Here is a 26,486-nt window from a genome sequence, read left to right on the forward strand (position 1 = left end):
CGTCAGCGTCAGGCGCGTCCCTGGAATACAAGCCAGCCGGCAACCGTGGACAGCCCGGTGAGTACGGCGCCCCACAGCATGTCCACCACGATCAGCTGCAGCGGCCACACCTTCAGGGTGGCGGCATTGGTGAGGTCGTAGGTGGCGTAGGCGAAGGCGCCCAATGCCGCGCCGTAACCCAGGGCAGTGAGCCAGCTGCCGCCGTCGAGGGCAGGCCGGAGGGCGAAAAACACAATCCCGGCGATGTAAATGACATAGAAGGCGACGGCGTAACCTAGGTGTGGTTTATCCGCCAGCAGCTCGCCGATGTGGCTGCGGTAAAAGGGATTCATCAGCTTGAGCCAGACGGCGTCAATCGCCGCGAAGGCGGCGGCGACCACCAGGAACTGCAATATGACCATAGGGGAGCATAGCAACATGTACGACGACGGCCCGGGGCCCCGCACGCTAACCGTTGTGCGGCAGGAAAAGTCGCTGGGCGCGGGCCGTGACCTGGAGCTCGGCCTGGAACTCCTGGCACGGGTGAAGAAGGGGGACATTGGCCCCACGCTCCGGCTTTACCGGCCTGCGCCCACCGTGGCCTTCGGCCAGCGTGACACCCGGTTGCCGGGCTTTGAGGCGGCTGCCCGGGCGTGCAGGGCCAACGGCTTCGAGCCCCTGGTCCGCCGGGCAGGGGGGCGGGCGGCCGCCTACCACGAGGGGACCCTGGTGGTGGACCACCTTCAACCGGACGCCGACGCCATCGCAGGCTCCAAAACCAGGTTCGGTTACTTTGGGGAGCTGTTTGCGGAGGTACTGCGCAGCGTCGGCGTTCAGGCGGCCGTGGGCGAGATTCCGGGCGAATACTGCCCCGGCGAGTTCAGCGTGCACGGAACCGACCCGACTGACGGCGGCCACCAGGTGAAGCTGGTGGGCACGGCGCAACGCGTAGTGGCCGGCGGCTGGCTCTTCAGTTCCGTCATTGTGGTGGAAAACTCTGCGCCCATCCGCAAGGTGCTGACCGACAGCTATGCCGCCCTGGGGCTGGACTGGAACCCCGCCACGGCAGGTGCGGTCGAAGACCTGGTCCCTGGCGTGGACGTTGCCGCGGTGGAAAATGCCTTGCTTGCCGCCTACGCGGGCCATGCCGTCCTGAAGGCCGCTTCCTTCAGCAGCCTGGGGGCATGACCCGCGCGATGGCGTTAACGCCTAGGCTGCGAGGCGGGTCTTGACCTCGGCTGCGGACGGATTCGTGGCCGCGGTGCCGTCCGGGAAGAGGACGGTGGGTACCGTGCGGTTGCCCCCGTTAAGCTGCTCCACGAGTTCGGCAGTGCCTTCCACTTCCTCGATGTTGATCTCGGTGTAGCCGATGCCCTGGGCATCCAGCTGCTTCTTCAGCCGGTTGCAGTAGCCGCACCAGGTAGTGGAAAACATGGTGATGGTGCCGGAGTCGGGAGTGAAGTCCACGGAGCTCTCCTCTGTGTCGTTGACGGTTTCGTTCCTGACAACGGTAACGCGGCGGTGCCTATTCCCGGCCAACAGAGGCCGCGGGTCGTTCATATGTCCTTCGGATGACACCATCTGGCGCCGGTGGCATGCTGGAGCCATGTGTGGACGCTATGTCATGGCCCGTGCCGTGGGGGACCTCCTGGCCGAGTTCGACGCCGAACTGGAGGACGAGGTGAACATTCCTCCGTCGTGGAATGTCGCCCCGACGGACGGCGTTCCCATCGTCCTTGAACGCCTGGTGGATGACGGGCCGGCTGCCAGGCAGGTGCGCCAGCTCCATGTTGCCCGGTGGGGGCTGGTCCCGTCCTGGGCCAAGGACCCGGGCATCGGCTCGCGGATGATCAACGCACGCAGTGAGTCCGTGCTTGAGAAGCCGGCGTTCCGCAAGGCCGCCAGGTCGCGCCGCTGCGCGGTCCCGGCAGATGGATACTACGAATGGAAGCAGGGGCCGGGAAAGTCGAAGCAGCCGTACTATGTCCATCCGGACGGGGGTAAGGGCCTGGTCTTCGCAGGGCTCTATGAGTGGTGGAAGGATCCCGCGTGGCCGGCGGGGGAGCCGGGCGGCTGGATGCTCTCCACGGCCATCCTGACCACTGACACCCCGCCGCCCGGCAGCGAGTCAACGGTGTTTGGAAAACTGACGGCCCTGCATGACCGCGTGCCGCTGCCGATGGACAAAGCAACGATGCGGGCATGGCTCGACCCAGCCGCGGACGACGCCGCCGGCCTGGTGGACCTGGTGCGGGCGGGGGTCAAGGACGTGGCGGCGGACTGGCGCGTGGACTCTGTGGGAAAAGAAGTCGGCAACGTCCGGAACAACGGGCCGGAACTCATCCGGCCCGTGGAGGCCCTCTTCTAGCAGTCCGTCGCGGACCCGCGGCAAGCGCTACACGGTGACCGCGCCGTCGTCGTCCACTCTCCAGGCGGGGTTGTAGGCAACCTCCCACCGGAAGCCGTCCGGATCGGCGAAGTATCCGCTGTACCCGCCCCACGGCTGGGTGATGGGCTCCGCGATGATGGCAGCCCCCGCCGCGGCCGCTTCTTCCATGACCCGGTCCACGTCCTCAGTGGACGGAAGGTTGTGGCTAAGCGTGATGCAGGGAACCGGACCGGGCGGACTGACGCCGGCGTCAGCCTGCATCTGGCGCACGTCCCACAGGGACAGCACCAAACCGTGGTTCACCTGGATGAACACAACATCACCCTCAAGTTCACGGTGGACCGGCCAGCCAAGGCCGTCCACATAGAACGCGCGGGAGGCGGAAACGCTGCGGACACCTAGTGAGATGAAGTCGACTCTGGGCTGCATGCTTCGATACTGTCAGACGATGGCGACAATTCAAGGAAATGATCGAGATGCTTTGGCCGACAAGGAACAGCTCGCTGCGGTCCGCATTGCTGTCGACGAGGTGGATGAGCAGATTGTCACCCTCATCGCCCGCCGGGAACGGCTGATCCGGATTGCCGGAACCCTCAAGGGTGATGACGCCGAGGTCCGTGCGCCCGGGCGCGTGGAACGGATCATTGAGCATGTCCGCTCGGCAGCCGAGAAAAAAGACATCGACCCGGACATTGTGGAGTCCACGTACCGGGCAATGATCTCCGGCTTCATCGAACTGGAAATGCGGGTCCACAAAGGGAACAGCTGAACTGCCCGCAAGCCCTTGTTTAGAGGTGTTCCTCCACGGGGACGCCGTGCTGGAATTCCCTGCCCTCGGCCTCGCTGAAGGCTGACATGACATGCCCCTTGCCAAGGCCGTTCAAGGCCGCCAGGGGAAAGCTGCCCGTAATGGTGCTGTCGGAGTGGGTCACACCGGACAGGTCGTAGTCTTCTTCGACTCCCTGTTCACGGTTGAATGAATAAAAGGCAATCGCCTCCCCGTTCATGAACTCAATGCATAGCCGCCGTTGTGTTGAATAGTCCGGAGTAGCCCCTACCAGACCTACCACGTAAGCACCGGACGCCGGGATGGTGCCGTCTATATTGAACGTGGCCACCACGGTGGAGTCCTGGGTTGAGATGCTTGCCTGCTTAAGAAGTGCGTCTTGGGTGCTCATGGCACCATCCTGCTCCCTGTCGATCGGTCCGTCCACCCTTGCGCGCCATTCTCCTCAGTCCTTCCCCTGAACCTTCTTTGCGCACGTTCAGGGCAGGGGTAGACTGGGCTTATTCGAACAAGTATTCGAATAAGCCAGATGAGATCCGGGAGGCGCCATGGGCATGTTCAGCCAATCCGTGGACGTCGAGTGCACCGCCGACGGCGAACCGCAGCGCCTGCTGTGGGCAGGACGTTCCTATGCTGTTTGTGCTGAACCGGTGCGCTGGTACGAACGCCGGCAATGGTGGGCGGAAGAAAGCCGCGCTCCGCTTGGCAGCGGCCGCGGACTGGTGGACCACGAAATCTGGCGGGTCCAGGTGCGGCCTGACCACCCTGTCCGTGGAGTCCAGGAGCCGGAAGAAACCCTGACGCTTGACCTCACCAGGCATATCCAAAGCGGCCGCTGGCGGCTGCTGCGCATCCATGACGCACTCCGGCCCAGGACAGCATGAGCTTCACCCATCTTCACGTCTCCACTGCCTTCAGTGCGCACTACGGCGTCTCCTGGCCAGAGGAACTGGCGCAGGCCGCCGCCGCTGACGGTGCAACAGCCCTTGCCTGCACTGACCGTGACGGCATGTACGGAACCATCAAACACCTCAAGGCATGCATGGGAGCGGGCATCGATCCCATTGTGGGTGTTGACCTTGCGGTATTTGACGACGACGGCGATCACCGCACCCAGCTTGCCGGCAGGGTGGTGGTGCTGGCCCGGGGCAACAACAACGGGGCGGGCTACCGCGCGCTCTGCAGGCTGATATCAGATGCCCATGCCCGCACCTCCGGGAAATCCGGGGGAACAGTTCCAGCCGCCGTGACCAGGGCCGAACTTGCCTCCCGAACCCTCGATCCCCAAACCCTGAAACCGGTGCTGACTGTCCTGGTCGGGCCTGATTCCGACGTCGGCCGCGCCATGGGCGGGCGGCGCTACCTTCGTCCGCGCACCCTCTTCAAGCAATGGTTGGACGCCATGCCCGCAGGCACTTTGGTTGCCGAGATAGTTTCCCAGCTCAGCGCACCCGGAAAGCCCTTGAGTACCGCCCATGCTGTCCGCATGCTCAAGCTGGCAGAAGAGCATCATGTTCCTGCAATCCTGACAAACGCCGTAAGGTACTGCGCTGCAGACGGAGCGCCCACCGCGGATGTGCTCGACTCAGCCCGCACCCTGAAATCCCTGCCGCAACTCGCGGAAGAACCCCTGCTGCAGCCAACAGGCCAAGGCTGGCTTAAATCCTCCGCGGAGATGCTCCGCCTGGGCAAGGAGATCATTTCTGCGGCAGGCTATGGTGCAGCGGACCTCAAGCAGCTGATGGCGCAGACCGAGGCGCTGGCGGACCTCTGCAGGATTGATCCGGTCACGGACATGGGGTGGAAGCAGCCCGTGGTGCCGGAAGCTTCAGTCATCGGGATCAGCCAGGATCCGCACCTTGAACTGGTCCAGCGGTGCCAGGCTGGAATCAGCAGGCGCTTCCCGGGAATTACCGGCACTGCCGGACAAAGGATGCGCTCCCGGCTCGATCACGAACTGGGCATCATCCGCAACCTCGGCTTCTCCTCCTATTTCCTGACAGTTGCCGAGGTCTCCCGCATGATCCAGGAAATGGGAGTGCGGGCAGCAGCCCGTGGATCCGGCGCCTCAAGCCTGGTCAATTACCTGATCGACGTCAGCCAGGTGAACCCCCTGCAGCATGACCTCATTTTCGAACGCTTCCTGTCGCAGGACCGGGCAACCCTTCCGGATATTGACATAGACGTTGAAAGCGCGGAGCGGCACAACGTCTACCACCGGATTTTTGAGCGCTTTGGTGCTGAGCGGGTCACCCTGATGAGCATGCAGAATGGCTACCGGGCCAGGGGCGCAGTGCGGGACGCCGGCATGGCGCTGGGCATGGACGGCGACGAAGTGGGGGAGATTGCCAAGCAGTTGTGGCGCTTTTCTGCCCGCAATTTCCGTGAAGCGCTGCAGGAAAAACCTGAGCTCCGGGAGTTCGCCGGCCGGGTGGAACAGCGGGACCTGGATGGAAACCAGCAGCTTGATCTGCTGGTGGACCTGACGGAACGCCTTGACAGGCTGCCCCGGCATATTTCCATGCATCCCTGCGGCGTGATCCTTGGCGACGCAACCCTGCTGGACCGCACTCCCGTGCAGCCCAGCGGACTTGGCCTCCCCATGAGCCAGTTCGATAAGCACGACATGGATCCCATGGGAATGCTCAAGCTTGATGTCCTTGGGGTCCGGATGCAGAGCGCCATGGCTTTTGCCGTGCGGGAAGTCATCCGCATCCACCCCTCCAAGGAAGAAGTGGTGGCAGCCGGAAAGCATTCACCTGGTCCGGACGGGACCGGTCCCGACTACATTGCCGACAACGGGCGCATCGACCTCAATGCCGTCCCGCTGGACGATGAAGCCACCTTTGAACTGATCAGGAGCACCCACACCCTGGGCTGCTTCCAGATTGAATCGCCCGGGCAGCGTGAGCTCATTGGCAAGATGGCGCCCCGGGAATTCAACGACCTCATCATCGATATTTCACTGTTCCGCCCCGGCCCCATGAAATCGGACATGGTCCGGCCCTTCCTTGAGCACAGGCACGGATTCGCCCCCGAGGTGTACCCCCATCCGGACCTGAAACCGGTGCTCGCGGAGACCCACGGCGTCACCGTTTTCCACGAACAGATCCTGAAGACCTTCGACGTCATGACAGGCTGCGGACTGGCACGTGCGGACGAGTTCCGCCGTGCCCTGGGCAACGAGGTCCTTGAGTTGGGCGTGGAGGAGTTCTTCCGCAAAGCGGCCCGGGAAAGGGGCTACGCGCCCGTTGTGGTGGACAACGTCTGGGGACCTTGAAAGCCTTCGGAAGCTTCGGATTCTGCAAAGCGCATGGTGCTGCCTTTGCAGTCCCCACCTACCAGTCGGCCTGGCTGAAGGCGCACCATCCCGAAGCATTCCTTGCCGGGCTGTGGGAGCACGATCCCGGGATGTACCCCAAAAGGCTGCTGGTAGCGGAAGCACGGCGCCTGGGCATCCCGATCCTCCCGTTGGACATCAACCGCAGCAAGGCAGAATACCGGGTGGAACGGGTAGAGCAAGGCCCGGATGCAGGAAAGCTGGGAATCAGGCTAAGCCTGAACGGCATTTACGGATTGTCCGCAACAGAACTTAAGCGGATCGTTGCCGGCCAGCCCTTTGACTCACTCGCAGACCTGAGGGCACGGTCCAGGGTCAGCAAGCCCAGCATCAAGCGGCTGGCCCAGCTGGGCGCTTTTGATTCCCTTCACCGGGAGGCAGGCGGCAACGCAAACCGTGCGGACCTTGTCCAACACCTGCAAAAACTCCAAGGTGCCGGCAGCGGACGGAAAGGCGTGGAGGTTATCGAGGGTCAGCTCTCCCTGCCTTTGGGGGATGTTGAGCTGCGCAACGTCAAGCCCGGGCTGCCGGCGCCTACCCTGGTGGAAACTGTGCGGGCCGAACTCGACCTGATGGCTGTTGATGTCAGCAGCCACCTGATGGACAGCCACCGGCCGATGCTCAACAGGCTGGGAGTCACCACGGCGGACAAGCTCCTCGGCCTGCGGAACGGGACGGAAGTATTGGTGGCCGGGGTTCGCGTGGCAACCCAGACGCCGCCCATGCGGGGCGGCCGGCGGGTAGTTTTCATCAGCATCGACGACGGCACCGGCTGCATCGATTCGGTCTTCTTCCATGAAGCCCAGGAAAAGGCAGGAATGCTCCTCTTTGGAACCCGGCTGCTCCTGATCCGTGGCACCACCAGGCGGACCGGCCCGCGGGGAATCAGCCTGAGCGCGAGCATGGCCTGGGACCTGAGCCGCACCGAAACCTTGCCGTTCCAGGAGTCCCAGGCGCAGGAACCGGAGGCCCGGCACCCCCTGGACGGAATCACCCGGACCCTCGCCATCACGGGATTCGGCGGCTGATCCTCGGGTGCGCCGCGTTGGTCGGGCCTGAGCTGAACCGATAGCATTGACGATGGCTGGCTGTGGTCCCCGTATGCCACAAGCTATGAAGCCATAACTTTGAATAGGAGACACCCGTGTCAGATGCCCAGCAGATCACCCTTCTCGTCGATGGCGAAGAAACCAAGGTGACTACCGGGACAACCGGTGCGGAACTCTTCTTTGAGCGCCGTGATGTTGTTGTTGCCCGCGTCAACGGCGAGCTTAAGGACCTGGACCAGGAACTGCCTGAAGGCGCCGACGTCGAGGGCGTCACCATCGATTCCCCGGACGGACTGAACGTCCTCCGCCACTCCACCGCCCACGTCATGGCGCAGGCCGTCCAGCAGCTGCGCCCGGACGCCAAACTGGGCATCGGCCCGTACATCACCGACGGCTTCTACTTCGACTTCGATGTTGCCGAACCGTTCACTCCCGAGGACCTCAAGACCCTCGAAAAGATGATGCAGAAGATCATCAACCAGAACCAGAAGTTCGTCCGCCGCGTGGTCAATGAGGACGAGGCCCGCGAAGCCATGAAGGACGAGCCTTACAAGCTTGAACTCCTGGGCAAGAAGAACGAAGCCGCAGAGGCCGGCGAAGGCGTCAATGTCGAGGTCGGTGCCGGCGACATCACCATCTACGACAACGTGGAGCGCAAGGACGGGACCACCGTCTGGTGCGACCTTTGCCGTGGGCCGCACCTGCCCAACACAAAGCTGATCTCCAATGCCTTCGCCCTCACCCGTTCGTCCTCCGCCTACTGGCTGGGCAATCAGAAGAACCAGCAGCTGCAGCGGATCTACGGCACTGCGTGGCCTACCAAGGATGCCCTCAAGGCCTACCAGGAGCGCATCGCCGAGGCCGAACGCCGCGACCACCGCAAGCTTGGCTCTGAACTGGACCTGTTCTCCTTCCCGGACGAACTCGGCTCGGGCCTTCCCGTCTTCCACCCCAAGGGCGGCATCATCCGCAAGGAGATGGAGGACTACTCCCGGCAGCGCCATGTTGAGGCCGGCTATGAGTTCGTGTACACGCCGCACATCACCAAGGGCCACCTGTACGAGGTCTCGGGCCACCTGGACTGGTACAAGGACGGCATGTTCCCGGCCATGCACGTGGACGCCGAACTCAATGAAGACGGCACAGTCCGCAAGCCCGGCCAGGATTACTACCTCAAGCCGATGAACTGCCCCATGCACAACCTGGTCTTCCGGGCCCGCGGACGCTCCTACCGTGAGCTGCCCCTGCGGCTGTTCGAATTCGGGTCGGTGTACCGGTACGAGAAGTCCGGCGTGGTGCACGGCCTGACCCGGGTCCGCGGCATGACACAGGACGACGCCCACATCTACTGCACCCGCGAGCAGATGAAGGATGAGCTCACCAAGACCCTGACGTTCGTGCTGGACCTGCTCAAGGACTACGGCCTGAACGACTTCTACCTGGAGCTCTCCACCAAGGATCCCGAGAAGTTCGTCGGTGACGACGCCGCCTGGGACGAAGCTACCCGGACCCTGGCCGAAGTGGCCGAGGAATCGGGCCTGGAACTTGTCGCTGATCCGGGCGGGGCCGCGTTCTACGGCCCCAAGATTTCCGTGCAGGCGAAGGACGCCCTGGGCCGGACCTGGCAGATGTCCACCATCCAGCTGGACTTCAACCTGCCGGAACGGTTCGAACTGGAGTTCCAGGCGGCAGACGGCACCCGCCAGCGCCCCGTCATGATCCACCGCGCACTGTTCGGATCGATCGAGCGGTTCATGGGAGTGCTCACCGAGCATTACGCCGGCGCCTTCCCCGCCTGGCTTGCCCCGGTGCAGGTGGTGGGCATCCCGGTGGCGGAAACGTTCAACGAGTACATGTTCGACGTCGTCGACCAGCTCAAGGCCGCAGGCATCCGTGCCGAGGTGGACACCTCCTCGGACCGGTTCCCGAAGAAGATCCGCACCGCCAGTAAGGACAAGATCCCGTTCGTGCTGATCGCCGGCGGGGATGACGCCGAGGCAGGCGCAGTGTCGTTCCGCTTCCGGGACGGAAGCCAGGACAACGGCGTGCCCGTGGCAGAGGCAGTCAAGCGGATCACGGAAGCCGTCCGTAACCGGACCAGCTAGCGGAAACGGAACAGCACGGTGCAGGAGAACACAGGCGCAGGGTATCCAGGCGATGCCGGCGTTACCGACGACTTTGACCTCGCCGGTGTCCCGGACGCCTTCCAGCGCCTGTGGACTCCGCACCGCATGGCGTACATCAAAGGCGGGCAGCACCAGTTCAAGAATGAGAACGACTGCCCTTTCTGCGTTGGCCCCGGACGGACTGACGAGGAAGCCCTTATCGTCCACCGCGGAAAGACCTGCTACGTGGTGCTGAACCTCTTTCCCTACAACCCCGGCCATCTCCTGGTATGCCCGTACCGTCACATTCCCGACTACACAGACCTGACCCTCGACGAGACCGCCGAGTTCGCGGAACTCACCCAGACCGCCATGAAGGTCCTGCGGAAAGTGGCCAACCCGGGCGGCTTCAACCTGGGCATGAACCAGGGCGTCGTGGGCGGTGCCGGAATCGCGGCGCACCTCCACCAGCACATCGTTCCCCGCTGGGGCGGTGACGGGAATTTCTTCCCGATCATCGCCCAGACCAAGGCCATTACGCAGACCCTCGACGAGGTCCGCCAGCAGGTGGCCGACGCCTGGCCCGGGGAGACGGATGCTGAATAGGCACGCCCGCGGTTTCTTCACCGCACTGTTCACCCCGCTTGCCCGCTGGCTCCTCAAGATCGGTGTTTCGCCGGATGCGGTAACGGTCGTCGGCACGGCCGGTGTCGTGGTGGGTGCCCTGGTCTTCTATCCGCTCGGCCAGCTTTGGTGGGGAACCCTGTTCATCACCGCGTTCATCTTCTCCGATGTCCTGGACGGCATCATGGCCAGGATGCGGGAGGTGGGCAGCCGGTGGGGCAACTTCCTTGACTCCACGCTTGACCGGATCGCCGACGGCGCCCTGTTCGCCGGCCTGGCCGTGTGGTTCTTCACCGGCGGGGCGAACGTTCCCATCGCCGTGGCAGCCATGGTCTGCCTGGTCCTTGGCATGGTGGTTTCCTATGCCAGGGCAAAGGCCGAGTCGCTGGGGTTCACGGCCAACACCGGGATCGCGGAGCGGGCCGAGCGCCTCGTCTCCGTGCTGGTGGTTACCGGCTTCACGGGCCTTGGACTTCCGGAACTGGTGCTGCTGGTGACGCTCCTGCTGCTGGCCGTGGCCAGCTTCATCACAGTGGTCCAGCGCGTGCTTTCCGTCCGCCGCCAGTCCCTCGCCGAGCCGTCGCCTGCTGATTAACACGAATTAAGCCTGCTGGCCGCGGTGAGACTAGTATTAGGACTGCCCGGTCAATGGATCCGGCAACCCGGTGCGTGTACATCGGCATCTCCGTGCCGCCCTGCACCCCGGCGAAGGTCATCTATCTACCCATAGGGGTTTTTGTGTCTACACCTGATGTAAGCAGCGAAGCCGGTTCGTCCGCGAACAGCGTCACGGGCAGCAACCGCGTGAAGCGCGGTATGGCTGAGATGCTCAAGGGCGGCGTCATCATGGACGTCGTCAACGTCGAACAGGCCCGCATCGCCGAGGACGCCGGTGCCGTTGCTGTGATGGCGCTGGAACGAGTTCCGGCCGATATCCGTGCCCAGGGCGGCGTGTCCCGCATGTCGGATCCGGACATGATCGACCAGATCATCGATGCCGTGTCCATCCCGGTCATGGCCAAGGCCCGGATCGGCCACTTCGTGGAGGCCCAGGTCCTGCAGTCCCTGGGCGTGGACTACATCGACGAGTCCGAGGTCCTGACCCCGGCCGACTATGTCAACCACATCGACAAGTGGAACTTCAAGGTTCCCTTCGTTTGCGGTGCCACCAACCTCGGTGAGGCCCTGCGCCGCATCAACGAGGGTGCGGCCATGATCCGTTCCAAGGGCGAGGCCGGCACCGGCGACGTCTCGAACGCCACCGGGCACATGCGCCAGATCCGTTCCGAGATCGCCAAGCTTGCGGCCCTGCCCGAGGACGAGCTGTACGTTGCGGCGAAGGAACTGCAGGCACCGTACGAACTGGTCAAGGAAGTTGCCGCCGCCGGCAAGCTTCCGGTGGTGCTGTTCACCGCCGGCGGCATCGCCACCCCGGCTGACGCGGCCATGATGATGCAGCTCGGCGCTGACGGCGTGTTCGTCGGCTCGGGCATCTTCAAGTCCGGCAACCCGGCCCAGCGCGCCGCCGCCGTCGTGAAGGCCACCACCTTCTTCGATGACCCCGACGTCATCGCCAAGGCCTCCCGCGGCCTCGGCGAAGCCATGGTGGGCATCAACGTCGACGAGATCCCCCAGCCCCACCGCCTCGCCGAGCGCGGCTGGTAACAGCTTCAAAAGCAGTACGACGGCGGGGGGTCACCCGGGAAGGTGACCCGCCGCCGTCGTTCGTTTATCCCAAGTAGGTAGCGCTAAGTGTCGTTTTGGAGGTTCAAAACGACACTTAGCGCTACCTACTTGGAAACCCTTACTCCAGGCCGCGGCGCTTCAGCAGCGGGTCCAGGCGGGCGTCGCGGCCGCGGAGGCTGCGGAAGGATTCCAGGGGGTCCCGGCTGTTACCCCGTGACAGCAGCTCCTGGCGGAAGCGTTGGCCGTTCGCGCGTGTCAGGCCGCCGTTTTCGGTGAACCAGTCCACCGTTTCCGCGTCCAGGACCTCGCTCCAGATGTAGGAGTAGTAGCCTGCTGCGTACCCTGCGCCTGCGAAGACGTGCTGGAAGTAGCCGGTGCGGTAGCGCGGCGGAATCAGGGGGTGGGCGATTCCCGCGGCAGCGAGGGCCTTGTCTTCGAAAGCCAGGGCGTCTTCCGGAACATCGCCGGCCCCGAGGACATGCCAGGCAAGGTCCAGCAAGGCCGCGCCCAGGTACTCGGTGGTGGCAAAACCCTCGCCCCACAGCCGGGACTCGTTGAGCTTTTCCACGACGGTGGCCGGCAGCGGCTCACCGGTGGCGTGGTGGCGCGCATAATTTTCCAGGACTTCGGGCCACATGATCCACATTTCATTGACCTGGGACGGGTACTCAACGAAGTCGCGGGGAACTGACGTGCCGGAAAACCGCGGGTACGTAACGTTGGAGAAGAGCCCGTGCAGGGCGTGGCCGAATTCGTGGAACGTGGTCCGCAGCTCGTCCAGGGTCAGCAGGGTTGGCTCGCCGGCCGGCGGCTTGGAGATGTTCAGGTTGTTGATGACAACAGGCTTGGTTCCCAGCAGCGCCGACTGTTCAACCAGGGAATTCATCCATGCCCCGCCACGCTTTGACTCGCGGGTGTAGTAGTCGCCCAGGAACAGGCCCAGTCCCTCACCGTCCTCGTCCCGGACCTCCCAAATGCGTACATCGGGGTGGTAGCCGGAGAGGTCGTCCCGCTCGTGGAACGTGATGCCGTACAGGGATGTGGCGGCGAAGAAAACCCCGTCGGCCAGGACCCGGTCAAGTTCGAAATAGGGACGCAGCGCCTGTTCGTCCACCGCATACTTCCCGCGGCGGACCCTGGCGGAGTAGAAGGCCCAGTCCCAGGCCTCCAGCGGATGGCCCGCAGCCTCGGCCAGCGCCGCCGCTTCGGCGTCCGCGTTCCGCACCGCTGCCGGGGCCATGCGGCTAAGCATGGCCTGGACCGATTCGAAGTCCGGAGCAGTTTGGCGGTCCACCACCAGCTCGGCGTAGTTGGCAAAGCCGAGCAGCGATGCCTTCTCGGCGCGGAGCCGCGCCATTGATGTTGCCAGGTCCAGCACGTCGAGGCTGCCGCCGCTGCTGCCCCGGGCTACGGAGGCTTCGAAGAGCCGACGGCGGACGTCGCGGTTTTCGAGGGCGGCCAGGGCAGGCTGGTTGCTGGGCTGGATCAGCGTCAGCAGGAACTTCCCGTCATGGCCGGCCGCGCGGGCGGCCTCGGCAGCGCTGGCAATGTCATCCGCCGGCAGGCCGGCCAGATCCCCGGCATGGTCAAGCAGGATGGCGGCCGACTTCATTCCGTCCTTGACCCGCTGTCCGAACTCCGTGCCCAGCTGTGAGAGTTCGGCGTTGATGGCGCGGAGCCTGTCCTGGCCCGGGCCGTCAAGCTGGATGCCGGACTGCCGGAATTCCCTGAGGTATTCCTCCACCAGCCGGGTGGACTCGGCATCACATTGGGCCGTATCGATGGCGGCAAAGCGCTCGAAAAGTCCACGGTTCAGGAAGATCTCGTCCTGGTGGGCTGAGAAGAGCGGGGAAAGTTTCGTTTCGAGGTCCCGGATCCGCTCCGACGCGTCCGCTGACACCAGTGTGAAGAAGGACGCGGCGGCCCGGTCCAGCAGGCGGCCGGAGCGCTCCATCGCCAGCGCCGTGTTGTCGAAGGTGGCCGGTGCCGGGGTGTCCACGATTCCCTGGATCTCGTCCAGGTGTTCGGCGAGGCCCGCTTCGATGGCTTCCTCGTAGTGGGCGGGTTCGATCCCGGCGAAGGGAGGAAGTCCGTACGGCAGGGGACTGGGCGCCAGAAGGGGGTTGGTCATGAACTAAAACCTTTCACAGCAGGCCACGCTTCTCAATGTGCGCCACGCCACGCCGCCGTCCCTACAATGGCAGCTATGGGGACCATATCCGGCAGGGGGCCGGTGCATATCCGCGCCCATGCTTCCGCGTCGGCCTTGGCCGTTTCGGTGCTCCTGGCAGGGGCCTTGGCAGGCTGCGGCCTGTTGGCGGAGCAGGACGGGTCCACGGCCCGGGCGGGAAACTCCGCTTCCGCCGGGGCGGTTCCGGCAGCGGGCGGTTCCGGCAGTTCTGGTCCCGTGACGGCCACAACCCCTGCTCCGCCGTCCACACCGACACCCACCCCGACCCCAGGCAAAGGGCCTGCCTGCCCCGTGCTCCGCTGCACTTCGGTGCTGGTCACCGGAGACATGCTGGTGCACGCGCAGCTGTGGCAGCAGGGACAGCACGACGCGGCGGCCGCAGGCAAGCCGGGAATGGACTTCGTGCCGCTCCTGGAAGGCCAGCGCAGGTACATCAACAACAGCGACCTCGCCATCTGCCACCTGGAAACTCCCGTATCCGGTCCGGACGGCCCGTTCTCGGCCTATCCCTCCTTCAACGTTCCGCCGCAGATCATTACCGCCTCAAGAGAGGTCGGCTACCAGGCCTGCACAACGGGCAGCAACCACACCATCGACCGCGGGACGGACGGACTGCTGCGAACCCTGGATACCCTGGACGCCGCCGGCCTCAAACACACAGGCTCCTACCGGACCGAAACCGAGTCCCAAAAGATCCTCATTATGCAGACGGCGGCGGCAAAGATCGCTGTTGTCCAGGGAACCTATGGGCTGAACGGGCTGGTTCCGGACCATCCCTGGCAGGTGGACATGCTCGATGCCCCCACCATGATCGCCAAGGCGGAGAAAGCGCGGGCGCAGGGGGCGGACATCGTGCTGGCGGCCATGCATGCGGGGGACGAATACGCCAGTGAACCCAACGTCCAGCAGCAGGAGGTGGCGCGTGCCCTGGCGGACAGCGGCCAGTTCAACCTGGTCTACGGACACCACGCGCACGCCGTGCAGCCCATTGAAAACTACAAGGGCACCTGGATCGTGTACGGGCTGGGCAACGCCATCACGGAACTTTCCCCGTGGTATGTGGTCAACAATGAGGGCCTGCTGGTCAGGGTACAGTTCGGCCAGGACACGTCGGGCAGGTGGTCAGCCACGGACCTGGCCTGGGCTCCTTCGGTTATTGTCCGGGATCCCTACCGCTGGTGTTCGGTGGCCTCCGACGCGCCGCAGGGGCCCTGTGCCGGGCCGGAAGCCGACGCCGCGACCAGGGAGCGTACTCTGGGGGTGGTCGAGTCCATGGACGCCCCGTCCGCCGGCGCCCACGAACTCCTGGTAACGAAGGAGCCGTGATCCGTGGTGAACCCGCAGCCGGAGTCAGGAAGAGTGGCCGGGCATCCCGGCCTCCCCGTGCGGTGGACCGGGCCCGCCGGCATTATGGGCTTTTCCGCGGCCTATGCAGTCCTTTGGTACCTGATGCGGCCCGGAGGGGAGGCTGTGCCGGGCTACCTGGGACAACTCTTTGGTGGCGAGTCCATCCTGCTCTTTTCCATAGCGTTGGTCCTGATCAGTACGCTTCCGCAGGTGGAGCACATCTTCGGTGGCATTGACCACGCCGCCATCTGGCACCGCCGCCTTGCGATTACCGGAAGCCTGCTCCTGGTGCCCCACATCCAACTTGCCGCCAACCCCGCTGCCACCAGCGTGGGCAAGGCGCTGGCCGTCATCGCCGCAACCGGGCTTGCCGCCCTGGTGGTCTGGGCCGTCCTGCCTCGCTGGCGCACCATGCTGCCTGCCCCTGTCCGGCGGATGGTGCTCGACTTCCGCGAAGCCTGGCCTGTGCGGCTTCTTCGGCGCCTGCTTGGAGGCTATGAACGGTGGCGCGGCTTCCACCGCCTGACAGGACTTTTTGTCGCTGCCGGCTTTCTGCATGGCCTTTTGGACGCCAGCGCCTTCGATGCGGTACCAGGATTGCGCTGGAGCTACGTGGCCATCGGCGGCACGGGACTTGCCTTCTACGCCTACCGGGAACTCCTGGCGCGGCACTTCCTGCCCCACCACGATTACCAGGTGGAACGCGTCGACATCGTGGCGCCGGGCCTGGTGGAGGTTAGCCTCCTGCCACTGGGAAGGCCGCTGAAGTTCAAACCAGGCCAGTTCGCCATGATCTACCTGGAGACGAAGCAAGGATGGCAGCGGCATCCGTTTTCGATCTCGGGCTCCGTCCGGGAGCGCCGGATACGCATCACGGTCAAGGCCCTGGGTGATCACACCGCCGGCATGCCCGACGCGGTGCTCCCCGGCATGCCGGCGGTAGTCAGCGGACCCTATGGCCGCTTCGACCGCGACGCCGGGACCGGGCACCAGGTCTGGATAGCAGGAGGCGTGGGGATCACCCCGTTCCTTAGCTGGCTGCGTTCCCTGGAAGGAAAGCTGGAGGGCACCGTCGATCTGTTCGTCACCTCATCAGGCACGTCGCCCTTTGCCCAAGAAATCGCAGGTATCGCCAGGGCCCACCCTGGCCTTACGGTCCATTTCGTGGACACGGATACGGACGGGAGGCTGACTCCTGAGATGGTCCTTGGCTCCGTAGCCGTGGAACCTCGCCGCTTGTCTGTCTTCATGGGAGGTCCGGACAAGATGCTCCGCCAGTTTGGGAAGGCTTTTCGCGCCGCCGGTGTCCGCCGGGCGAACATACACCGTGAGTACTTTAACTGGCGCTGAGCGCTGACTGCCCCGCCCCGGGTCAGCGAGGGCGCCGCGCCGCGTGTTCCCTGGCCAGTTCCGCGTAGTGGTCATCCGGATGGCCCGGAACAAAGCTGCCGTACTTGCGCTCCGCTGCCGTGCGGATCAGGAAGTCCGCGATGGCTGGATTCTTGGGCAGGAGGGAGCCGTGCAGGTAGCTGGCCACTATATTGCGGTAGCGGGCACCCTCGTGGCCGTCACTGCTGTTGTTGCCCATACCCTTCGGGGTGGAGCCCAAAGGCCGCACGCCGCTGCCAAGGGTGGTCTGGCCGCTGTGGTTCTCATAACCCAGGACTTCGCCGAACTCCGGGGTGGAGACCTTGACGTTGCCGATCAGGCGTTCGTCCGTCCCGTGGGTTTCCACGTCCAGGATGCCGATGCCCGGGATCACGGCGCCTGTGCGGGTCTTGAAGAAGTGTCCGAAGAGCTGGTACAGCCCACAGATGACAAGCATCGGCGCACCGTCCTCAGCCAGGTCCTTCAGTACTCCGGCCCGCGACTGCAGGTCGTCCTGGATCACCAGCTGGCCGCTGTCCTGGCCGCCGCCGCCCACGATAATGTCCACGCCGTCGGGGAACGGATCCCCCACGTTGTACTCGACCAGCTCCGGAGTGTAGCCGTGCCACCTGATCCGCTGCTGCAGGACCAGGGCATTGCCCCAGTCGCCGTAGATGTTCATGTCCCGCGGGTAGAGCTGCACCACGCGGAGGGTGCCCTTGCTCGCAGAGTTCTCCTGTGCGGGGTCCGCACCTGCCTGGCTCAAGAGACAACCTCCACGGTGGTGATTTTGGACAGTTCACGGCGGATGGCCAGCATGGCGGTGTAGGTGCAGAAGATGCGCTTCGGCTTTCCCCGGGCTTCCCGGATGAAGGCTGCAAGGGCCGGCGCAATGTCCGTCTGCACACTGCCGACGGGGACGTCGTCGTATTGCAGCCGGAGGGCCATGTCATAGGCGCGGGACCCGGTCAGCTGGTCCACCCCGCCTTCCCGCAGGGAATCGAACTCAACATCCCACAGCCACGACATATCCCGGCCGTCCGCATAGTTGTCATTGATGGCGATCATGGTGGCGTAGCCTCCGGCCGGGAAGGACTTCAGGCCGAGCCGGAAGCCGCTCGGGTTCTTGACCAGGACCAGGTCCAGGGGCTGGCCGTCCACGGTAAGGCTTTCCCCGCGTCCGAATGCCGGTGCCACGTGGGACAGCGCATCCAACAGGGTCTCATGGTTGGCCGTGGCGGCGCCGCTGCCGCAGATGCTCCGCGCGAGCGTCAGCGCCGCGGCCGCATTGAAGATGTTGTAGACACCCCGAAGCTTCATGCCTGTGCTGACCGTGACGCCGTCGTACTCGAACTCGGCCGTGTCCGCGCCCACCTTGCGAAGGACGACGTCGGCAGCGGGCTTCTCCGGCAGGCCCGCCGGGGCGGGACTGCCGGGAGCGGCCCGCATATCGTCGTCGTTGGGGAAGGTGCCCAGGAGCGAATCGTCCAGGCCGAAGTATTTGACGTCCTGGCCGGTCAGCGTTTCGGCGATCCGGGCCACCCTGGGATCCTCACGGTTCAGCACCACCGTCCCGGTGGTCTTGGCAGCGATGTGCTGGAGCAGTTGGGCCGTCTTGTCGATTTCACCAAAGCGGTCCAGCTGGTCGCGGAGGACGTTCAGCAGCAGGCAGTAGCGCGGCGGCACGCTGTTGACGAAGTGCACGGCGTGGGCTTCGTCGAGTTCCAGGACCGCGACGTCGGCGTCGAGCCGGCCGCGCCAATCCACCTCGCCCAGCAGGGCTGCGGCCACACCGCGGGTGAAGTTGCTCCCCGTGCGGTTGGTGAAGACCTTGAGGCCCTGGCTTTCCAGCAGCTCCACCACCATTTTGGTGGTGGTGGTCTTGCCGTTCGTGCCGCTGACAACAGCGACGCCGTGGGGGAGCGTGGTGAGCGTCCGCCGCATGAAGCCGGGGTCGATTTTTTCAACCACCAGCCCGGGCAGGGCGGACCCGCCACCCCTGAGCCGGGAGACGCGGCGCACCAGCTTGCCGAGCGGAACACTGAAGTAGAGCATGTTTTGAATATATCCCAGCAACGGCATGCAACCTCCGCCAGGCGCCTGCCATGAGCCAGGCAGGATGGTTTGGGCGCTTATGCTGGTTGGATGGCAAATTCCCCTTCAGCTGATTCTGCGCGCCCGGGCGCCGGCCTTCGGATCGGTGTGCTGGCGCTCCAGGGCGACTTCCGCGAGCACCTCCGTGCGATCGAACGGACGGGTGCCCAGGCTGTGGGCGTCCGCCGCCCGAAGGAACTGGACGGGTTGGACGGGCTGGTGATTCCGGGCGGCGAGTCCACTGCAATCGACAAGCTGGCGCGCGCCTTTGATCTGGCCGAACCGCTGCGGGAACGCATCGCCGAAGGCCTGCCCGTCTATGGCTCATGTGCGGGGATGATCCTGCTTGCCGACGACATTGCCGATCCCGCGACGGACCTGTCCGGGGCACCGCAGCAGACTTTCGGCGGCCTGGACATCACCGTCCGCCGCAACGCCTTCGGCCGGCAGCGCGAGTCCTTCGAGACGGACCTGGAGTTCAAAGGCCTTGAATTCAGCGCAACGGAAGACGGCGTCCCGCCCGTCCATGCCGTGTTCATCCGGGGGCCCTGGGTGGAGAGGGTGGGTCCCGGCGTCGAAATCCTTGCCCAGGTTGAGCCGGCCGACCCGGAACACGCGTCCCACGCGGTCCCGCTGCCCGGGACGGCTAGAATTGTTGCAGTGCGTTCCGGCCAGTTGCTGGCCACCTCCTTCCACCCGGAAGTGACTGGGGAGAAACGCGTACACGAACTTTTTATCCGCATGATCAGAGGAGAAGCGTAGAGCATGTCAGGCCACTCCAAATGGGCAACGACCAAGCACAAGAAGGCCATCCTCGATAGCCGGCGCGCCAAGTCGTTTGCCAAGCTGATCAAGAATATTGAAGTTGCCGCGCGCATGGGCGGCCCTGACCTGCAAGGCAACCCGGGCCTGGAACTCGCCGTCACCAAAGCGAAGAAGACGTCTGTCCCGGCCGACAATATCGACCGTGCCATCAAGCGCGGAGCCGGGCTCACCGGTGAAGTGGTCGATTACACAGAGATCATGTACGAATGCCGCGGCCCGCAGGGTTCCGCCCTGCTGATCGAATGCCTCACGGACAACAAAAACCGCGCCGCCTCCGAGGTCCGCCTCGCGATCTCCCGCAACGGCGGCACCATTGCCGATCCCGGCTCGGTGAGCTACCTGTTCAGCCGCAAGGGCGTGGTGACGCTGCCCAAGAAGGACCTGACCGAGGACGACGTCCTGATGGCTGTCCTGGACGCCGGAGCCGAGGAAGTCAAGGACAACGGCGAAACCTTCGAGATCCACTCAGACCCCAAGGACCTTCAGGCCGTCCGCGACGCCCTGAAGGAGGCCGGCATCGAGTACGACACTGATGAGGCTGAGTTCGTTCCGTCCATGGAAGTTCCCCTGGATCTGGAAGCAGCCAGGAAGTTCATGAAGCTCGTTGACGCGCTGGAAGACCTCGACGACGTCCAGAACGTCTACAGCAACGCCGACCTCAGCGACGACGTCCAGGCCGCCCTGGAATCTGAGTGACGTACCGCCCGCCCGCCGCACCCGCCCAACCGTGACGCTGCGCGTCCTCGGGGTGGACCCGGGCCTGACCCGATGCGGGATCGGCGTGGTGGACGTGGAACGGAACCGGCGGGCCACCATGGTTGCGGTGGGCGTCGTGGGCACCTCGCCCGACGAAAGCCTCGACCAGCGGCTCCTGGTCATAGCCACCTCGATCGATGAATGGCTGGACCGTTATGAACCGCAGGTCCTCGCCGTCGAACGCGTCTTTTCCCAACTGAACGTCAGCACGGTGATGGGCGTGGCCCAGGCGTCGGGCGTGGTGATCGCCGCCGCTGCCCGGCGGGGGATCCCGGTGGCCCTGCATACGCCGTCGGAGGTCAAGGCGGCCGTCACCGGCAGCGGTTCCGCCAACAAGGATGCCGTGACGAAGCTGGTCACCAAGATCCTTCGCCTCGATGCGCCGCCGCGGCCTGCGGATGCGGCCGACGCCCTGGCGCTGGCCATCACCCACGCCTGGCGGGCCGGCAGCGGCATCTCCAACAACGGCGCAGTCACCACCGGACCCGGCAGTTCATCCCTCACTTCCGCCCAGCGGGCCTGGGCCGAGGCGGAAGCAAAGGCGCGCCGCGCACGCTGATTGTCCCGGCGGCTTGCTAGGGTATTCGTAGATATGTTCGGATGCCGGTCCTGCTCCCTGGAGCCCGGCAATACACCAGGAGCCCGGCCTTGATCAGTTTCCTACGCGGGACGGTAGCGCACGTGGGTCTTTCCACGGCTGTCATTGACCTCAACGGTGCGGGCATGAGCGTCAACGCCACCCCGCAAACCCTGAGCCGGCTTCGCGCCGGGGAAGAGGGCCAGCTCTTCACCTCGTTGATTGTGCGGGAGGATTCGCTCACCCTTTTCGGTTTCGCGTCCGGCGACGAGCGTGAGGTTTTCGATGTCCTGCTCAGCGTGAGCGGGGTTGGCCCCCGGCTGGCGCTGGCTGTCCTGGCCGTGCACGAACCGGAGGCCATCCGGGTGGCCGCGCACACCGGGGACAGCAAGACGTTCACCAAGGTGCCGGGCATCGGTCCCAAGGTGGCCGGGCGGATCGTGCTGGAGCTGGCCGGAAAACTTGTGCCGCACGGCACCGCGGGTGCCGCCGCGGCGTCCACGGCAGCCGAGGCCGCCTGGAAACCGCAGGTGGTAGCCGCGATGACGAGCCTGGGCTGGTCCGAGAAGGACGCCTCGGCAAGCATCGACAAAGCCCTGGCGGACGAGCCCGAGGTTTCCTTCCGCGGCAACGTGCCGGAGATCCTGCGCACTACCCTCCGGTGGCTGGGCCAGGACGGCGCGCGCGCCGGCAACCGGGTAGGCAGCCGTGGCTGAACCGTCCCTCGTGGCCGCGGGCGAGGAACCTGAGGAGCGGGCCATTGAGGCAGCGCTCAGGCCCAAGAACCTCGATGACTTCGTGGGCCAGCACCGGGTGCGGAAACAGCTGTCCCTGGTGCTGAAGGCGTCACGGATGCGCGGCCGCAGCGCGGACCACGTGCTGTTCTCGGGCCCGCCAGGCCTGGGTAAAACGACCCTCGCCATGATCGTTGCATCCGAAATGAGCGCCCCGCTGCGGATCAGCAGCGGTCCCGCTATCCAGCACGCTGGAGACCTCGCCGCCATACTGTCCTCCCTTTCCGAGGGCGAGGTCTTGTTCCTGGACGAGATCCACCGCATGTCCCGGCCGGCGGAAGAGATGCTGTACATGGCCATGGAGGATTTCCGGGTGGACATCGTGGTGGGCAAGGGCGCAGGTGCCACCGCAATCCCGCTCGAGCTGCCGCCTTTCACCCTGGTGGGCGCCACCACCCGCGCCGGCCTGCTGCCCGGGCCCTTGCGCGACCGGTTCGGATTCACCGGCCACCTGGAGTTCTACTCCGTCCCCGAGCTCGAACTCGTGCTGCGCCGTTCTGCCGGGCTGCTGGACCTCAAAGTCAATTCCGCCGGTTTCAGCGAAATAGCGGGACGATCCCGGGGCACCCCCCGTATTGCCAACAGGTTGCTGCGGCGAGTGCGGGACTGGGCCCTGGTCCACGGAATTGAGCAGATTGACGCGCGGGCGGCGTCCGCTGCCCTGGACATGTACGAGGTGGACAAGAAGGGCCTGGACAGGCTTGACCGCGCCGTCCTTGAAGCACTCATCACCAAGTTCGGTGGCGGGCCCGTGGGGCTGTCCACGCTCGCGATCGCCGTCGGCGAAGAAACCGAAACAGTGGAAACGGTCGCGGAGCCCTTCCTGGTACGGGAAGGACTCCTGGGCCGCACCCCCCGGGGCAGGATAGCCATGGCTCCCGCCTGGACGCACCTCGGCTATGCCATTCCGTCAGGAGTCTTCGCGCAGGAGCAGCTGGACCTGTTCGAACCGGCCGGGGACGCCGAACCCGCGGGCGGCTGGGCCCCGGAGGGCCCATAGGCAGGCTGCGTTCAGCTTTTCCCTTTAGACTGGTATGACGCTCGGCACGTTCGGGTCTTTGTTTCGTGGGCGGCCACCGGCCTCCTGCGTCGCTGGGGAAGGGAACCCGACAGGCTTTTGCCTGCCTTACTGTCCTGCCCCGGCCGGAGCGAAGCCGAAGTTGCTGGAAAATCAGCTATGTAAATAAAGGACGGAATTCCCCTTGGATCCAATGTCAATTCTCCTGTTCGTCATGCTCGGCGTCTTCATCTTCATGATGTTCCGCCGCAACAAGAAGACGCAGCAGCAGCAGGCGGAGCTCCAGTCGAAGTTCGGCCCGGGCGTGGAGGTCATGACCAGCTTCGGCCTGTTCGGCCGCATCGTGGCCATCGACGAGGAGGAAAACAAGGTCACCCTGGAACTGTCGCCGGGCAACCTCGCCACCGTGCACCGCCAGGCCGTCACCAAGATTGTGGAACCCGCGGTGGCAGCCGAGCCCGAGGTTGTTTCCCCGGCCGTGCCGGACGATGCTTCTTCCCTGACGGCGTCCGAAGGCGGCAGCACCGCTGCGACGGCGGAGACACCGGACGAAACCCCGCAGCGCCTCAATGACGAGGGCAAGAAGGACAGCTAGTCCCCGCTGCTTCCCAACAACCTCTACCGCTGCGGACCGCCGCCGGTGCAAGCACGGCAGGCACCGGCGGTTCCTCCGTGAATAAGAGAAAGATCGACAATGGCACGAACTGGCCCCAAGAAACCAGGCCTCCGGGTCCTGGTCTGGCTCGGTGTAATCCTCGCCGCACTCACTGCCGTCCTGGCCGGAGGCACCCTTGCCGGACAGGCAAGCTGGGCACCCAAACTGGCCCTGGACCTCGAAGGCGGCACCCAGATGATCCTGGCGCCGAAGGTCGAGGGCGGCTCGGACATCAATGAGGAACAGCTCAACCAGGCCGTGGCGATCATCCGCCAGCGTGTTGACGGTTCAGGTGTTGCCGAGGCCGAGATCAGCACCCAGTCCGGGCGCAACGTGGTGGTCAGCCTTCCCGGCACCCCCTCGAGCCAGACCCGAGACCTGATCCAGGCCTCGGCGGACATGAACTTCCGCCCCGTCCTGCTCGCCGGAGCAGGTGCGCCGGTGCCGGAGGAGCAGCGGGCGCCCGAGGACCAGCTGCCAAAGCCGACGGCGGAACCTGCCAACAGCAGCGACACGAACTGGATCACCCCTGAGGTCTACCGCCAGTTCGAGACGCTGGACTGCGACAACCCTGCCCAGGACAAGCAGGAACGCTCGGACCCGGCCAAGCCGCTGGTGACTTGCGAGCCTGCCACCGACTCCACCCCTGCCATCAAGTACATCCTCGGCCCGGTGGAGGTCAAGGGCAGCAACATCGTCACGTCCTCCTTCCAGCTCCAGCAGGGTGCGCAGGGTGCCGTCACGAACGACTGGGCGGTCAACATCCAGTTCGACGACCAGGGAACAGCCAAGTTCAAGGAGGTCACGGAACGCCTGAACCAGTTCTACGTGGCCGCCGGCGGCGACGCAGGCAACGACCCCAAGGCCCAGTTCGCCATTGTTCTTGATGACCAGGTCATTTCCGCGCCCCGGTCCCTTGCGGTCATCACCGACGGACGCCCGCAGATCACCGGAGGGTTCACCGAACAAAGCGCCAAGGCACTGTCCGACCAACTCCGGTTCGGCGCCCTCCCCATCAGTTTCGAAATCCAAAGCGAACAGCAGATTTCCGCCACCCTGGGCGGGGAACAGCTGCGGATGGGCCTCCTCGCGGGCCTTATCGGACTCCTGCTCGTGGTGGTCTACTCGCTGTTCCAGTACCGGGCGCTTGGCTTCGTGACCATCGCGTCGCTGGTGGTGGCCGGCATCCTCACGTATCTCGCCATCGCCATCCTGGGCTGGACGGAGAACTACCGCCTGTCCCTGGCCGGCGTGGCGGGCATCATCGTGGCCATCGGCCAGACGGCCGACTCGTTCATCGTCTACTTCGAGCGGATCAGGGATGAGCTCCGTGAAGGCCGCGGCCTGGTTTCCGCCGTCGAAAACGGCTGGAAGCGGGCCAAGCGGACAGTCCTGGCCTCCAAGGCCGTCAACCTGCTGGCAGCCCTGGTCCTGTACTTCGTGGCCGTGGGCAACGTGCGCGGGTTCGCCTTCACCCTCGGCCTGACGGCCATCGCCGACCTCATCGTGGTGTTCATGTTCACCCACCCCACGCTGCAGCTCCTGGCCCGCACCAGGTTCTTCGGCGAGGGCCACCCGCTGTCCGGCCTCGATCCCAAGCGACTCGGTGCCGTCCCGCTCTACCGCGGTGCCGGGCGTGTCCGTACCCCGGACGCCAAGCCGGCCCTGGTCCGCGCCAAGAACGCCGGCGCGGCAGCGGAAGCCGAACGCAGGATGACCATTGCGGAACGCCGACTGGCGGAGAAGCAGGAGCAGCTTGCGGGCTCCTCGAAGTCCGCAGCGAAGGAGAACAAGTAATGTCAGGCTTCGCCAACTTCGGCAACGAGCTCTACACCGGAAAACGCTCCTACAACTTTGTCGGCGCCAAGAAACTCTGGTTCATCATTGCGGCGGTGGCTGTTGCGCTGTCCATTCTCATCCCGGCGGCCAAGGGCGGCTTCAACCTTGGCATCGAGTTCCGCGGCGGATCGGAGTTCACGGTCTCCAACGTGCAGACCACGGATGCAGCCGTGGGGGAGAAGGCCGTCACCGATGTGGTGCCCGGCAGCGTCCCCCGCGTGGCGAACGTCGCCGGCACCACCATGCGGATCCAAACGGACAAACTCACCGATGATGAGACGCTTCGCATCAAGGAGGGACTCACCGGCGCGTACGGTGTCACCGAGAACGAGGTGACGTCCACCTTCGTCGGTCCCACCTGGGGCGCCGATGTCACCAAGCAGGCGCTGATCGGCCTGGTGGTCTTCGTGCTCCTCGCGGCCGTGCTGATGGCCCTGTACTTCCGCACGTGGAAGATGTCGCTCTCGGCAATCGCCGGCATGGCGGTGACGATGTTCATCACTGCCGGCGTCTACGCCCTCAGCGACTTCGAGGTTACCCCTTCGGCCATCATCGGTTTCCTGACCGTCCTCAGCTACTCCCTCTACGATACGGTGGTGGTGTTCGACAAGATCCGCGAGAACACCGCGGACCTGGACGCCTCGACCCGCCGGACGTTCGCCGAGGAGGTCAACCTCGCCGTCAACCAGACCCTGGTCCGCTCGATCAACACCATGATGGTGGCAATCCTCCCCGTGGGGGCCATCCTCTTCATCGGCGCCGGACTCCTGGGCGCCGGTACCCTGCGCGACCTTTCCCTTGCGCTGTTCGTCGGAATCCTCATCGGAACGGCGGCCACGATCTTCGTGGCGGCCCCGATGTACGCCTGGCTGCGGCAGAATGAGCCTGACCTCGTCAGGCAGGCCAAGCGCGTTGAGCAGAGGCGTGCCACCGCCGAGCGGAACGCGGCTGCGGAGCCCGCCCAGGCCTGACTTTTCAGCAGGGGCCGGACGGCGCCAGGAACCTGGCGTTGTCCGGCCCGTCGGCGTTTAGTGGGCCGGTTATAAAAGTCACCGCCGCGGGG

25 protein-coding genes and 1 pseudogene are annotated in these 26,486 nt (G+C 65.0%); 19 read left to right on the forward strand and 7 right to left on the reverse strand.

Annotation, left to right across the window (positions count from 1 at the left end):
* Positions 1–8: 8 nt before the first annotated feature.
* Positions 9–401, reverse strand: a complete 393-nt coding sequence (locus GK109_RS19055) for a DUF2177 family protein (RefSeq protein ID WP_157242043.1) — start codon at positions 399–401, stop codon at positions 9–11.
* Between GK109_RS19055 and GK109_RS19060 the strand changes: the two genes are divergently transcribed.
* Positions 394–1,167 carry a biotin/lipoate A/B protein ligase family protein gene (locus tag GK109_RS19060; RefSeq protein ID WP_370460703.1) on the forward strand — a complete coding sequence of 258 codons (774 nt, stop codon included), beginning with the start codon at positions 394–396 and terminating at the stop codon, positions 1,165–1,167. The genes GK109_RS19055 and GK109_RS19060 overlap by 8 nt on opposite strands.
* A gap of 21 nt (positions 1,168–1,188) precedes the next feature.
* On the opposite strand, the gene GK109_RS19065 is transcribed toward GK109_RS19060, so the two are convergent.
* The gene (locus GK109_RS19065; RefSeq protein WP_104998100.1) at positions 1,189–1,446 is read right to left on the reverse strand and encodes a mycoredoxin; all 258 of its coding nucleotides are present in this window, start codon (positions 1,444–1,446) and stop codon (positions 1,189–1,191) included.
* Between the two features lie 139 nt (positions 1,447–1,585).
* On the opposite strand from GK109_RS19065, the gene GK109_RS19070 reads away from it, so the two are divergent.
* Positions 1,586–2,347 carry an SOS response-associated peptidase gene (locus tag GK109_RS19070; RefSeq protein WP_157242044.1) on the forward strand — a complete coding sequence of 254 codons (762 nt, stop codon included), beginning with the start codon at positions 1,586–1,588 and terminating at the stop codon, positions 2,345–2,347.
* A gap of 27 nt (positions 2,348–2,374) precedes the next feature.
* On the opposite strand, the gene GK109_RS19075 is transcribed toward GK109_RS19070, so the two are convergent.
* Positions 2,375–2,797: a VOC family protein gene (locus GK109_RS19075; protein ID WP_157242045.1), complete on the reverse strand. Its 423-nt coding sequence runs from the start codon at positions 2,795–2,797 to the stop codon at positions 2,375–2,377.
* A 19-nt stretch (positions 2,798–2,816) separates the two neighbouring features.
* Between GK109_RS19075 and GK109_RS19080 the strand changes: the two genes are divergently transcribed.
* Complete coding sequence (locus GK109_RS19080) at positions 2,817–3,137, forward strand: chorismate mutase (protein WP_157242046.1); 321 nt, start codon at positions 2,817–2,819, stop codon at positions 3,135–3,137.
* A 19-nt stretch (positions 3,138–3,156) separates the two neighbouring features.
* Here the strand turns inward: GK109_RS19080 and GK109_RS19085 are convergent, their stop codons facing one another.
* A complete protein-coding gene (locus GK109_RS19085; protein ID WP_157242047.1) occupies positions 3,157–3,546 on the reverse strand; it encodes a hypothetical protein in 390 nt (129 codons plus the stop codon).
* Between the two features lie 157 nt (positions 3,547–3,703).
* Between GK109_RS19085 and GK109_RS19090 the strand changes: the two genes are divergently transcribed.
* From GK109_RS19090 to pdxS, 6 genes and pseudogenes are all read left to right on the forward strand, one after another.
* On the forward strand, positions 3,704–4,039 hold the full coding sequence (locus GK109_RS19090) for a DUF6504 family protein (RefSeq protein WP_157242048.1): 336 nt from the start codon (positions 3,704–3,706) through the stop codon (positions 4,037–4,039).
* Positions 4,036–7,523, forward strand: a pseudogene (locus tag GK109_RS19095) (DNA polymerase III subunit alpha). Before GK109_RS19090 ends, GK109_RS19095 begins: the two are co-directional and overlap by 4 nt.
* Positions 7,524–7,639: 116 nt before the next feature.
* Positions 7,640–9,649 (forward strand): threonine--tRNA ligase, encoded by a 2,010-nt coding sequence (gene thrS / locus GK109_RS19100; protein ID WP_321213643.1) that lies wholly within the window; start codon positions 7,640–7,642, stop codon positions 9,647–9,649.
* Positions 9,650–9,667: 18 nt separating this feature from the next.
* Entirely contained in the window at positions 9,668–10,255 is a 588-nt protein-coding gene (locus GK109_RS19105; RefSeq protein WP_321213642.1) for an HIT domain-containing protein, read from the forward strand.
* A complete protein-coding gene (gene pgsA, locus GK109_RS19110; RefSeq protein WP_157242049.1) occupies positions 10,245–10,868 on the forward strand; it encodes a phosphatidylinositol phosphate synthase in 624 nt (207 codons plus the stop codon). Before GK109_RS19105 ends, pgsA begins: the two co-directional genes overlap by 11 nt.
* A gap of 143 nt (positions 10,869–11,011) precedes the next feature.
* Positions 11,012–11,938 (forward strand): pyridoxal 5'-phosphate synthase lyase subunit PdxS, encoded by a 927-nt coding sequence (gene pdxS / locus GK109_RS19115; RefSeq protein ID WP_041652076.1) that lies wholly within the window; start codon positions 11,012–11,014, stop codon positions 11,936–11,938.
* 139 nt (positions 11,939–12,077) lie between these two features.
* Here the strand turns inward: pdxS and GK109_RS19120 are convergent, their stop codons facing one another.
* Positions 12,078–14,090, reverse strand: coding sequence for a M3 family metallopeptidase (locus GK109_RS19120; RefSeq protein ID WP_157242051.1), 2,013 nt, complete (start codon positions 14,088–14,090; stop codon positions 12,078–12,080).
* A gap of 75 nt (positions 14,091–14,165) precedes the next feature.
* On the opposite strand from GK109_RS19120, the gene GK109_RS19125 reads away from it, so the two are divergent.
* Entirely contained in the window at positions 14,166–15,476 is a 1,311-nt protein-coding gene (locus GK109_RS19125) for a CapA family protein (RefSeq protein WP_157242052.1), read from the forward strand.
* A 3-nt stretch (positions 15,477–15,479) separates the two neighbouring features.
* The gene (locus GK109_RS19130) at positions 15,480–16,847 is read left to right on the forward strand and encodes a hypothetical protein (RefSeq protein ID WP_321213639.1); all 1,368 of its coding nucleotides are present in this window, start codon (positions 15,480–15,482) and stop codon (positions 16,845–16,847) included.
* Positions 16,848–16,869: 22 nt separating this feature from the next.
* Here GK109_RS19130 and GK109_RS19135 read toward each other — a convergent pair whose 3' ends face one another.
* Together GK109_RS19135 and GK109_RS19140 are read right to left on the reverse strand one after the other, a co-directional pair.
* Positions 16,870–17,631: a type 1 glutamine amidotransferase gene (locus GK109_RS19135; RefSeq protein ID WP_157242053.1), complete on the reverse strand. Its 762-nt coding sequence runs from the start codon at positions 17,629–17,631 to the stop codon at positions 16,870–16,872.
* Entirely contained in the window at positions 17,628–18,920 is a 1,293-nt protein-coding gene (locus GK109_RS19140; RefSeq protein ID WP_197432502.1) for a Mur ligase family protein, read from the reverse strand. The genes GK109_RS19135 and GK109_RS19140 overlap by 4 nt, the downstream gene beginning before the upstream one ends.
* 90 nt (positions 18,921–19,010) lie before the next feature.
* Between GK109_RS19140 and pdxT the strand changes: the two genes are divergently transcribed.
* The 8 genes from pdxT to secF all read left to right on the forward strand — a co-directional run bounded on the left by pdxT (position 19,011) and on the right by secF (position 26,394).
* Entirely contained in the window at positions 19,011–19,721 is a 711-nt protein-coding gene (pdxT, locus tag GK109_RS19145; protein ID WP_157242055.1) for a pyridoxal 5'-phosphate synthase glutaminase subunit PdxT, read from the forward strand.
* A 3-nt stretch (positions 19,722–19,724) separates the two neighbouring features.
* Complete coding sequence (locus tag GK109_RS19150) at positions 19,725–20,480, forward strand: YebC/PmpR family DNA-binding transcriptional regulator (RefSeq protein ID WP_157242056.1); 756 nt, start codon at positions 19,725–19,727, stop codon at positions 20,478–20,480.
* 31 nt (positions 20,481–20,511) lie between these two features.
* Positions 20,512–21,099: a crossover junction endodeoxyribonuclease RuvC gene (ruvC, locus tag GK109_RS19155; protein ID WP_370460704.1), complete on the forward strand. Its 588-nt coding sequence runs from the start codon at positions 20,512–20,514 to the stop codon at positions 21,097–21,099.
* Between the two features lie 89 nt (positions 21,100–21,188).
* Positions 21,189–21,833 (forward strand): Holliday junction branch migration protein RuvA, encoded by a 645-nt coding sequence (gene ruvA, locus GK109_RS19160; RefSeq protein ID WP_157242057.1) that lies wholly within the window; start codon positions 21,189–21,191, stop codon positions 21,831–21,833.
* Entirely contained in the window at positions 21,826–22,911 is a 1,086-nt protein-coding gene (ruvB, locus tag GK109_RS19165; RefSeq protein WP_321213635.1) for a Holliday junction branch migration DNA helicase RuvB, read from the forward strand. The genes ruvA and ruvB overlap by 8 nt, the downstream gene beginning before the upstream one ends.
* A 211-nt stretch (positions 22,912–23,122) precedes the next feature.
* Positions 23,123–23,524, forward strand: coding sequence for a preprotein translocase subunit YajC (gene yajC, locus GK109_RS19170; protein WP_157242058.1), 402 nt, complete (start codon positions 23,123–23,125; stop codon positions 23,522–23,524).
* 99 nt (positions 23,525–23,623) lie between these two features.
* Positions 23,624–25,381 carry a protein translocase subunit SecD gene (gene secD, locus GK109_RS19175; RefSeq protein ID WP_157242059.1) on the forward strand — a complete coding sequence of 586 codons (1,758 nt, stop codon included), beginning with the start codon at positions 23,624–23,626 and terminating at the stop codon, positions 25,379–25,381.
* Entirely contained in the window at positions 25,381–26,394 is a 1,014-nt protein-coding gene (gene secF, locus GK109_RS19180) for a protein translocase subunit SecF (RefSeq protein ID WP_157242060.1), read from the forward strand. The genes secD and secF overlap by 1 nt, the downstream gene beginning before the upstream one ends.
* The last annotated feature ends 92 nt before the right edge of the window (positions 26,395–26,486 follow it).

This window comes from Pseudarthrobacter sp. GA104 (assembly GCF_009741265.1).
Taxonomy (GTDB): Bacteria; Actinomycetota; Actinomycetes; order Actinomycetales; family Micrococcaceae; genus Arthrobacter.

What these genes read in the sequence shown, in the direction of transcription:
- GK109_RS19060 (WP_370460703.1), top strand. Translation starts at nt 394, where the DNA reads ATGACCATAGGGGAGCATAGCAACATGTACGACGACGGCCCGGGGCCC.
- GK109_RS19055 (WP_157242043.1), bottom strand. Translation starts at nt 401, where the DNA reads ATGGTCATATTGCAGTTCCTGGTGGTCGCCGCCGCCTTCGCGGCGATT.
- GK109_RS19070 (WP_157242044.1), top strand. Translation starts at nt 1,586, where the DNA reads ATGTGTGGACGCTATGTCATGGCCCGTGCCGTGGGGGACCTCCTGGCC.
- GK109_RS19075 (WP_157242045.1), bottom strand. Translation starts at nt 2,797, where the DNA reads ATGCAGCCCAGAGTCGACTTCATCTCACTAGGTGTCCGCAGCGTTTCC.
- GK109_RS19080 (WP_157242046.1), top strand. Translation starts at nt 2,817, where the DNA reads ATGGCGACAATTCAAGGAAATGATCGAGATGCTTTGGCCGACAAGGAA.
- GK109_RS19085 (WP_157242047.1), bottom strand. Translation starts at nt 3,546, where the DNA reads ATGAGCACCCAAGACGCACTTCTTAAGCAGGCAAGCATCTCAACCCAG.
- GK109_RS19090 (WP_157242048.1), top strand. Translation starts at nt 3,704, where the DNA reads ATGGGCATGTTCAGCCAATCCGTGGACGTCGAGTGCACCGCCGACGGC.
- pgsA (WP_157242049.1), top strand. Translation starts at nt 10,245, where the DNA reads ATGCTGAATAGGCACGCCCGCGGTTTCTTCACCGCACTGTTCACCCCG.
- GK109_RS19120 (WP_157242051.1), bottom strand. Translation starts at nt 14,090, where the DNA reads ATGACCAACCCCCTTCTGGCGCCCAGTCCCCTGCCGTACGGACTTCCT.
- GK109_RS19125 (WP_157242052.1), top strand. Translation starts at nt 14,166, where the DNA reads ATGGGGACCATATCCGGCAGGGGGCCGGTGCATATCCGCGCCCATGCT.
- GK109_RS19140 (WP_197432502.1), bottom strand. Translation starts at nt 18,920, where the DNA reads ATGCTCTACTTCAGTGTTCCGCTCGGCAAGCTGGTGCGCCGCGTCTCC.
- pdxT (WP_157242055.1), top strand. Translation starts at nt 19,011, where the DNA reads ATGGCAAATTCCCCTTCAGCTGATTCTGCGCGCCCGGGCGCCGGCCTT.
- GK109_RS19150 (WP_157242056.1), top strand. Translation starts at nt 19,725, where the DNA reads ATGTCAGGCCACTCCAAATGGGCAACGACCAAGCACAAGAAGGCCATC.
- yajC (WP_157242058.1), top strand. Translation starts at nt 23,123, where the DNA reads ATGTCAATTCTCCTGTTCGTCATGCTCGGCGTCTTCATCTTCATGATG.
- secD (WP_157242059.1), top strand. Translation starts at nt 23,624, where the DNA reads ATGGCACGAACTGGCCCCAAGAAACCAGGCCTCCGGGTCCTGGTCTGG.
- secF (WP_157242060.1), top strand. Translation starts at nt 25,381, where the DNA reads ATGTCAGGCTTCGCCAACTTCGGCAACGAGCTCTACACCGGAAAACGC.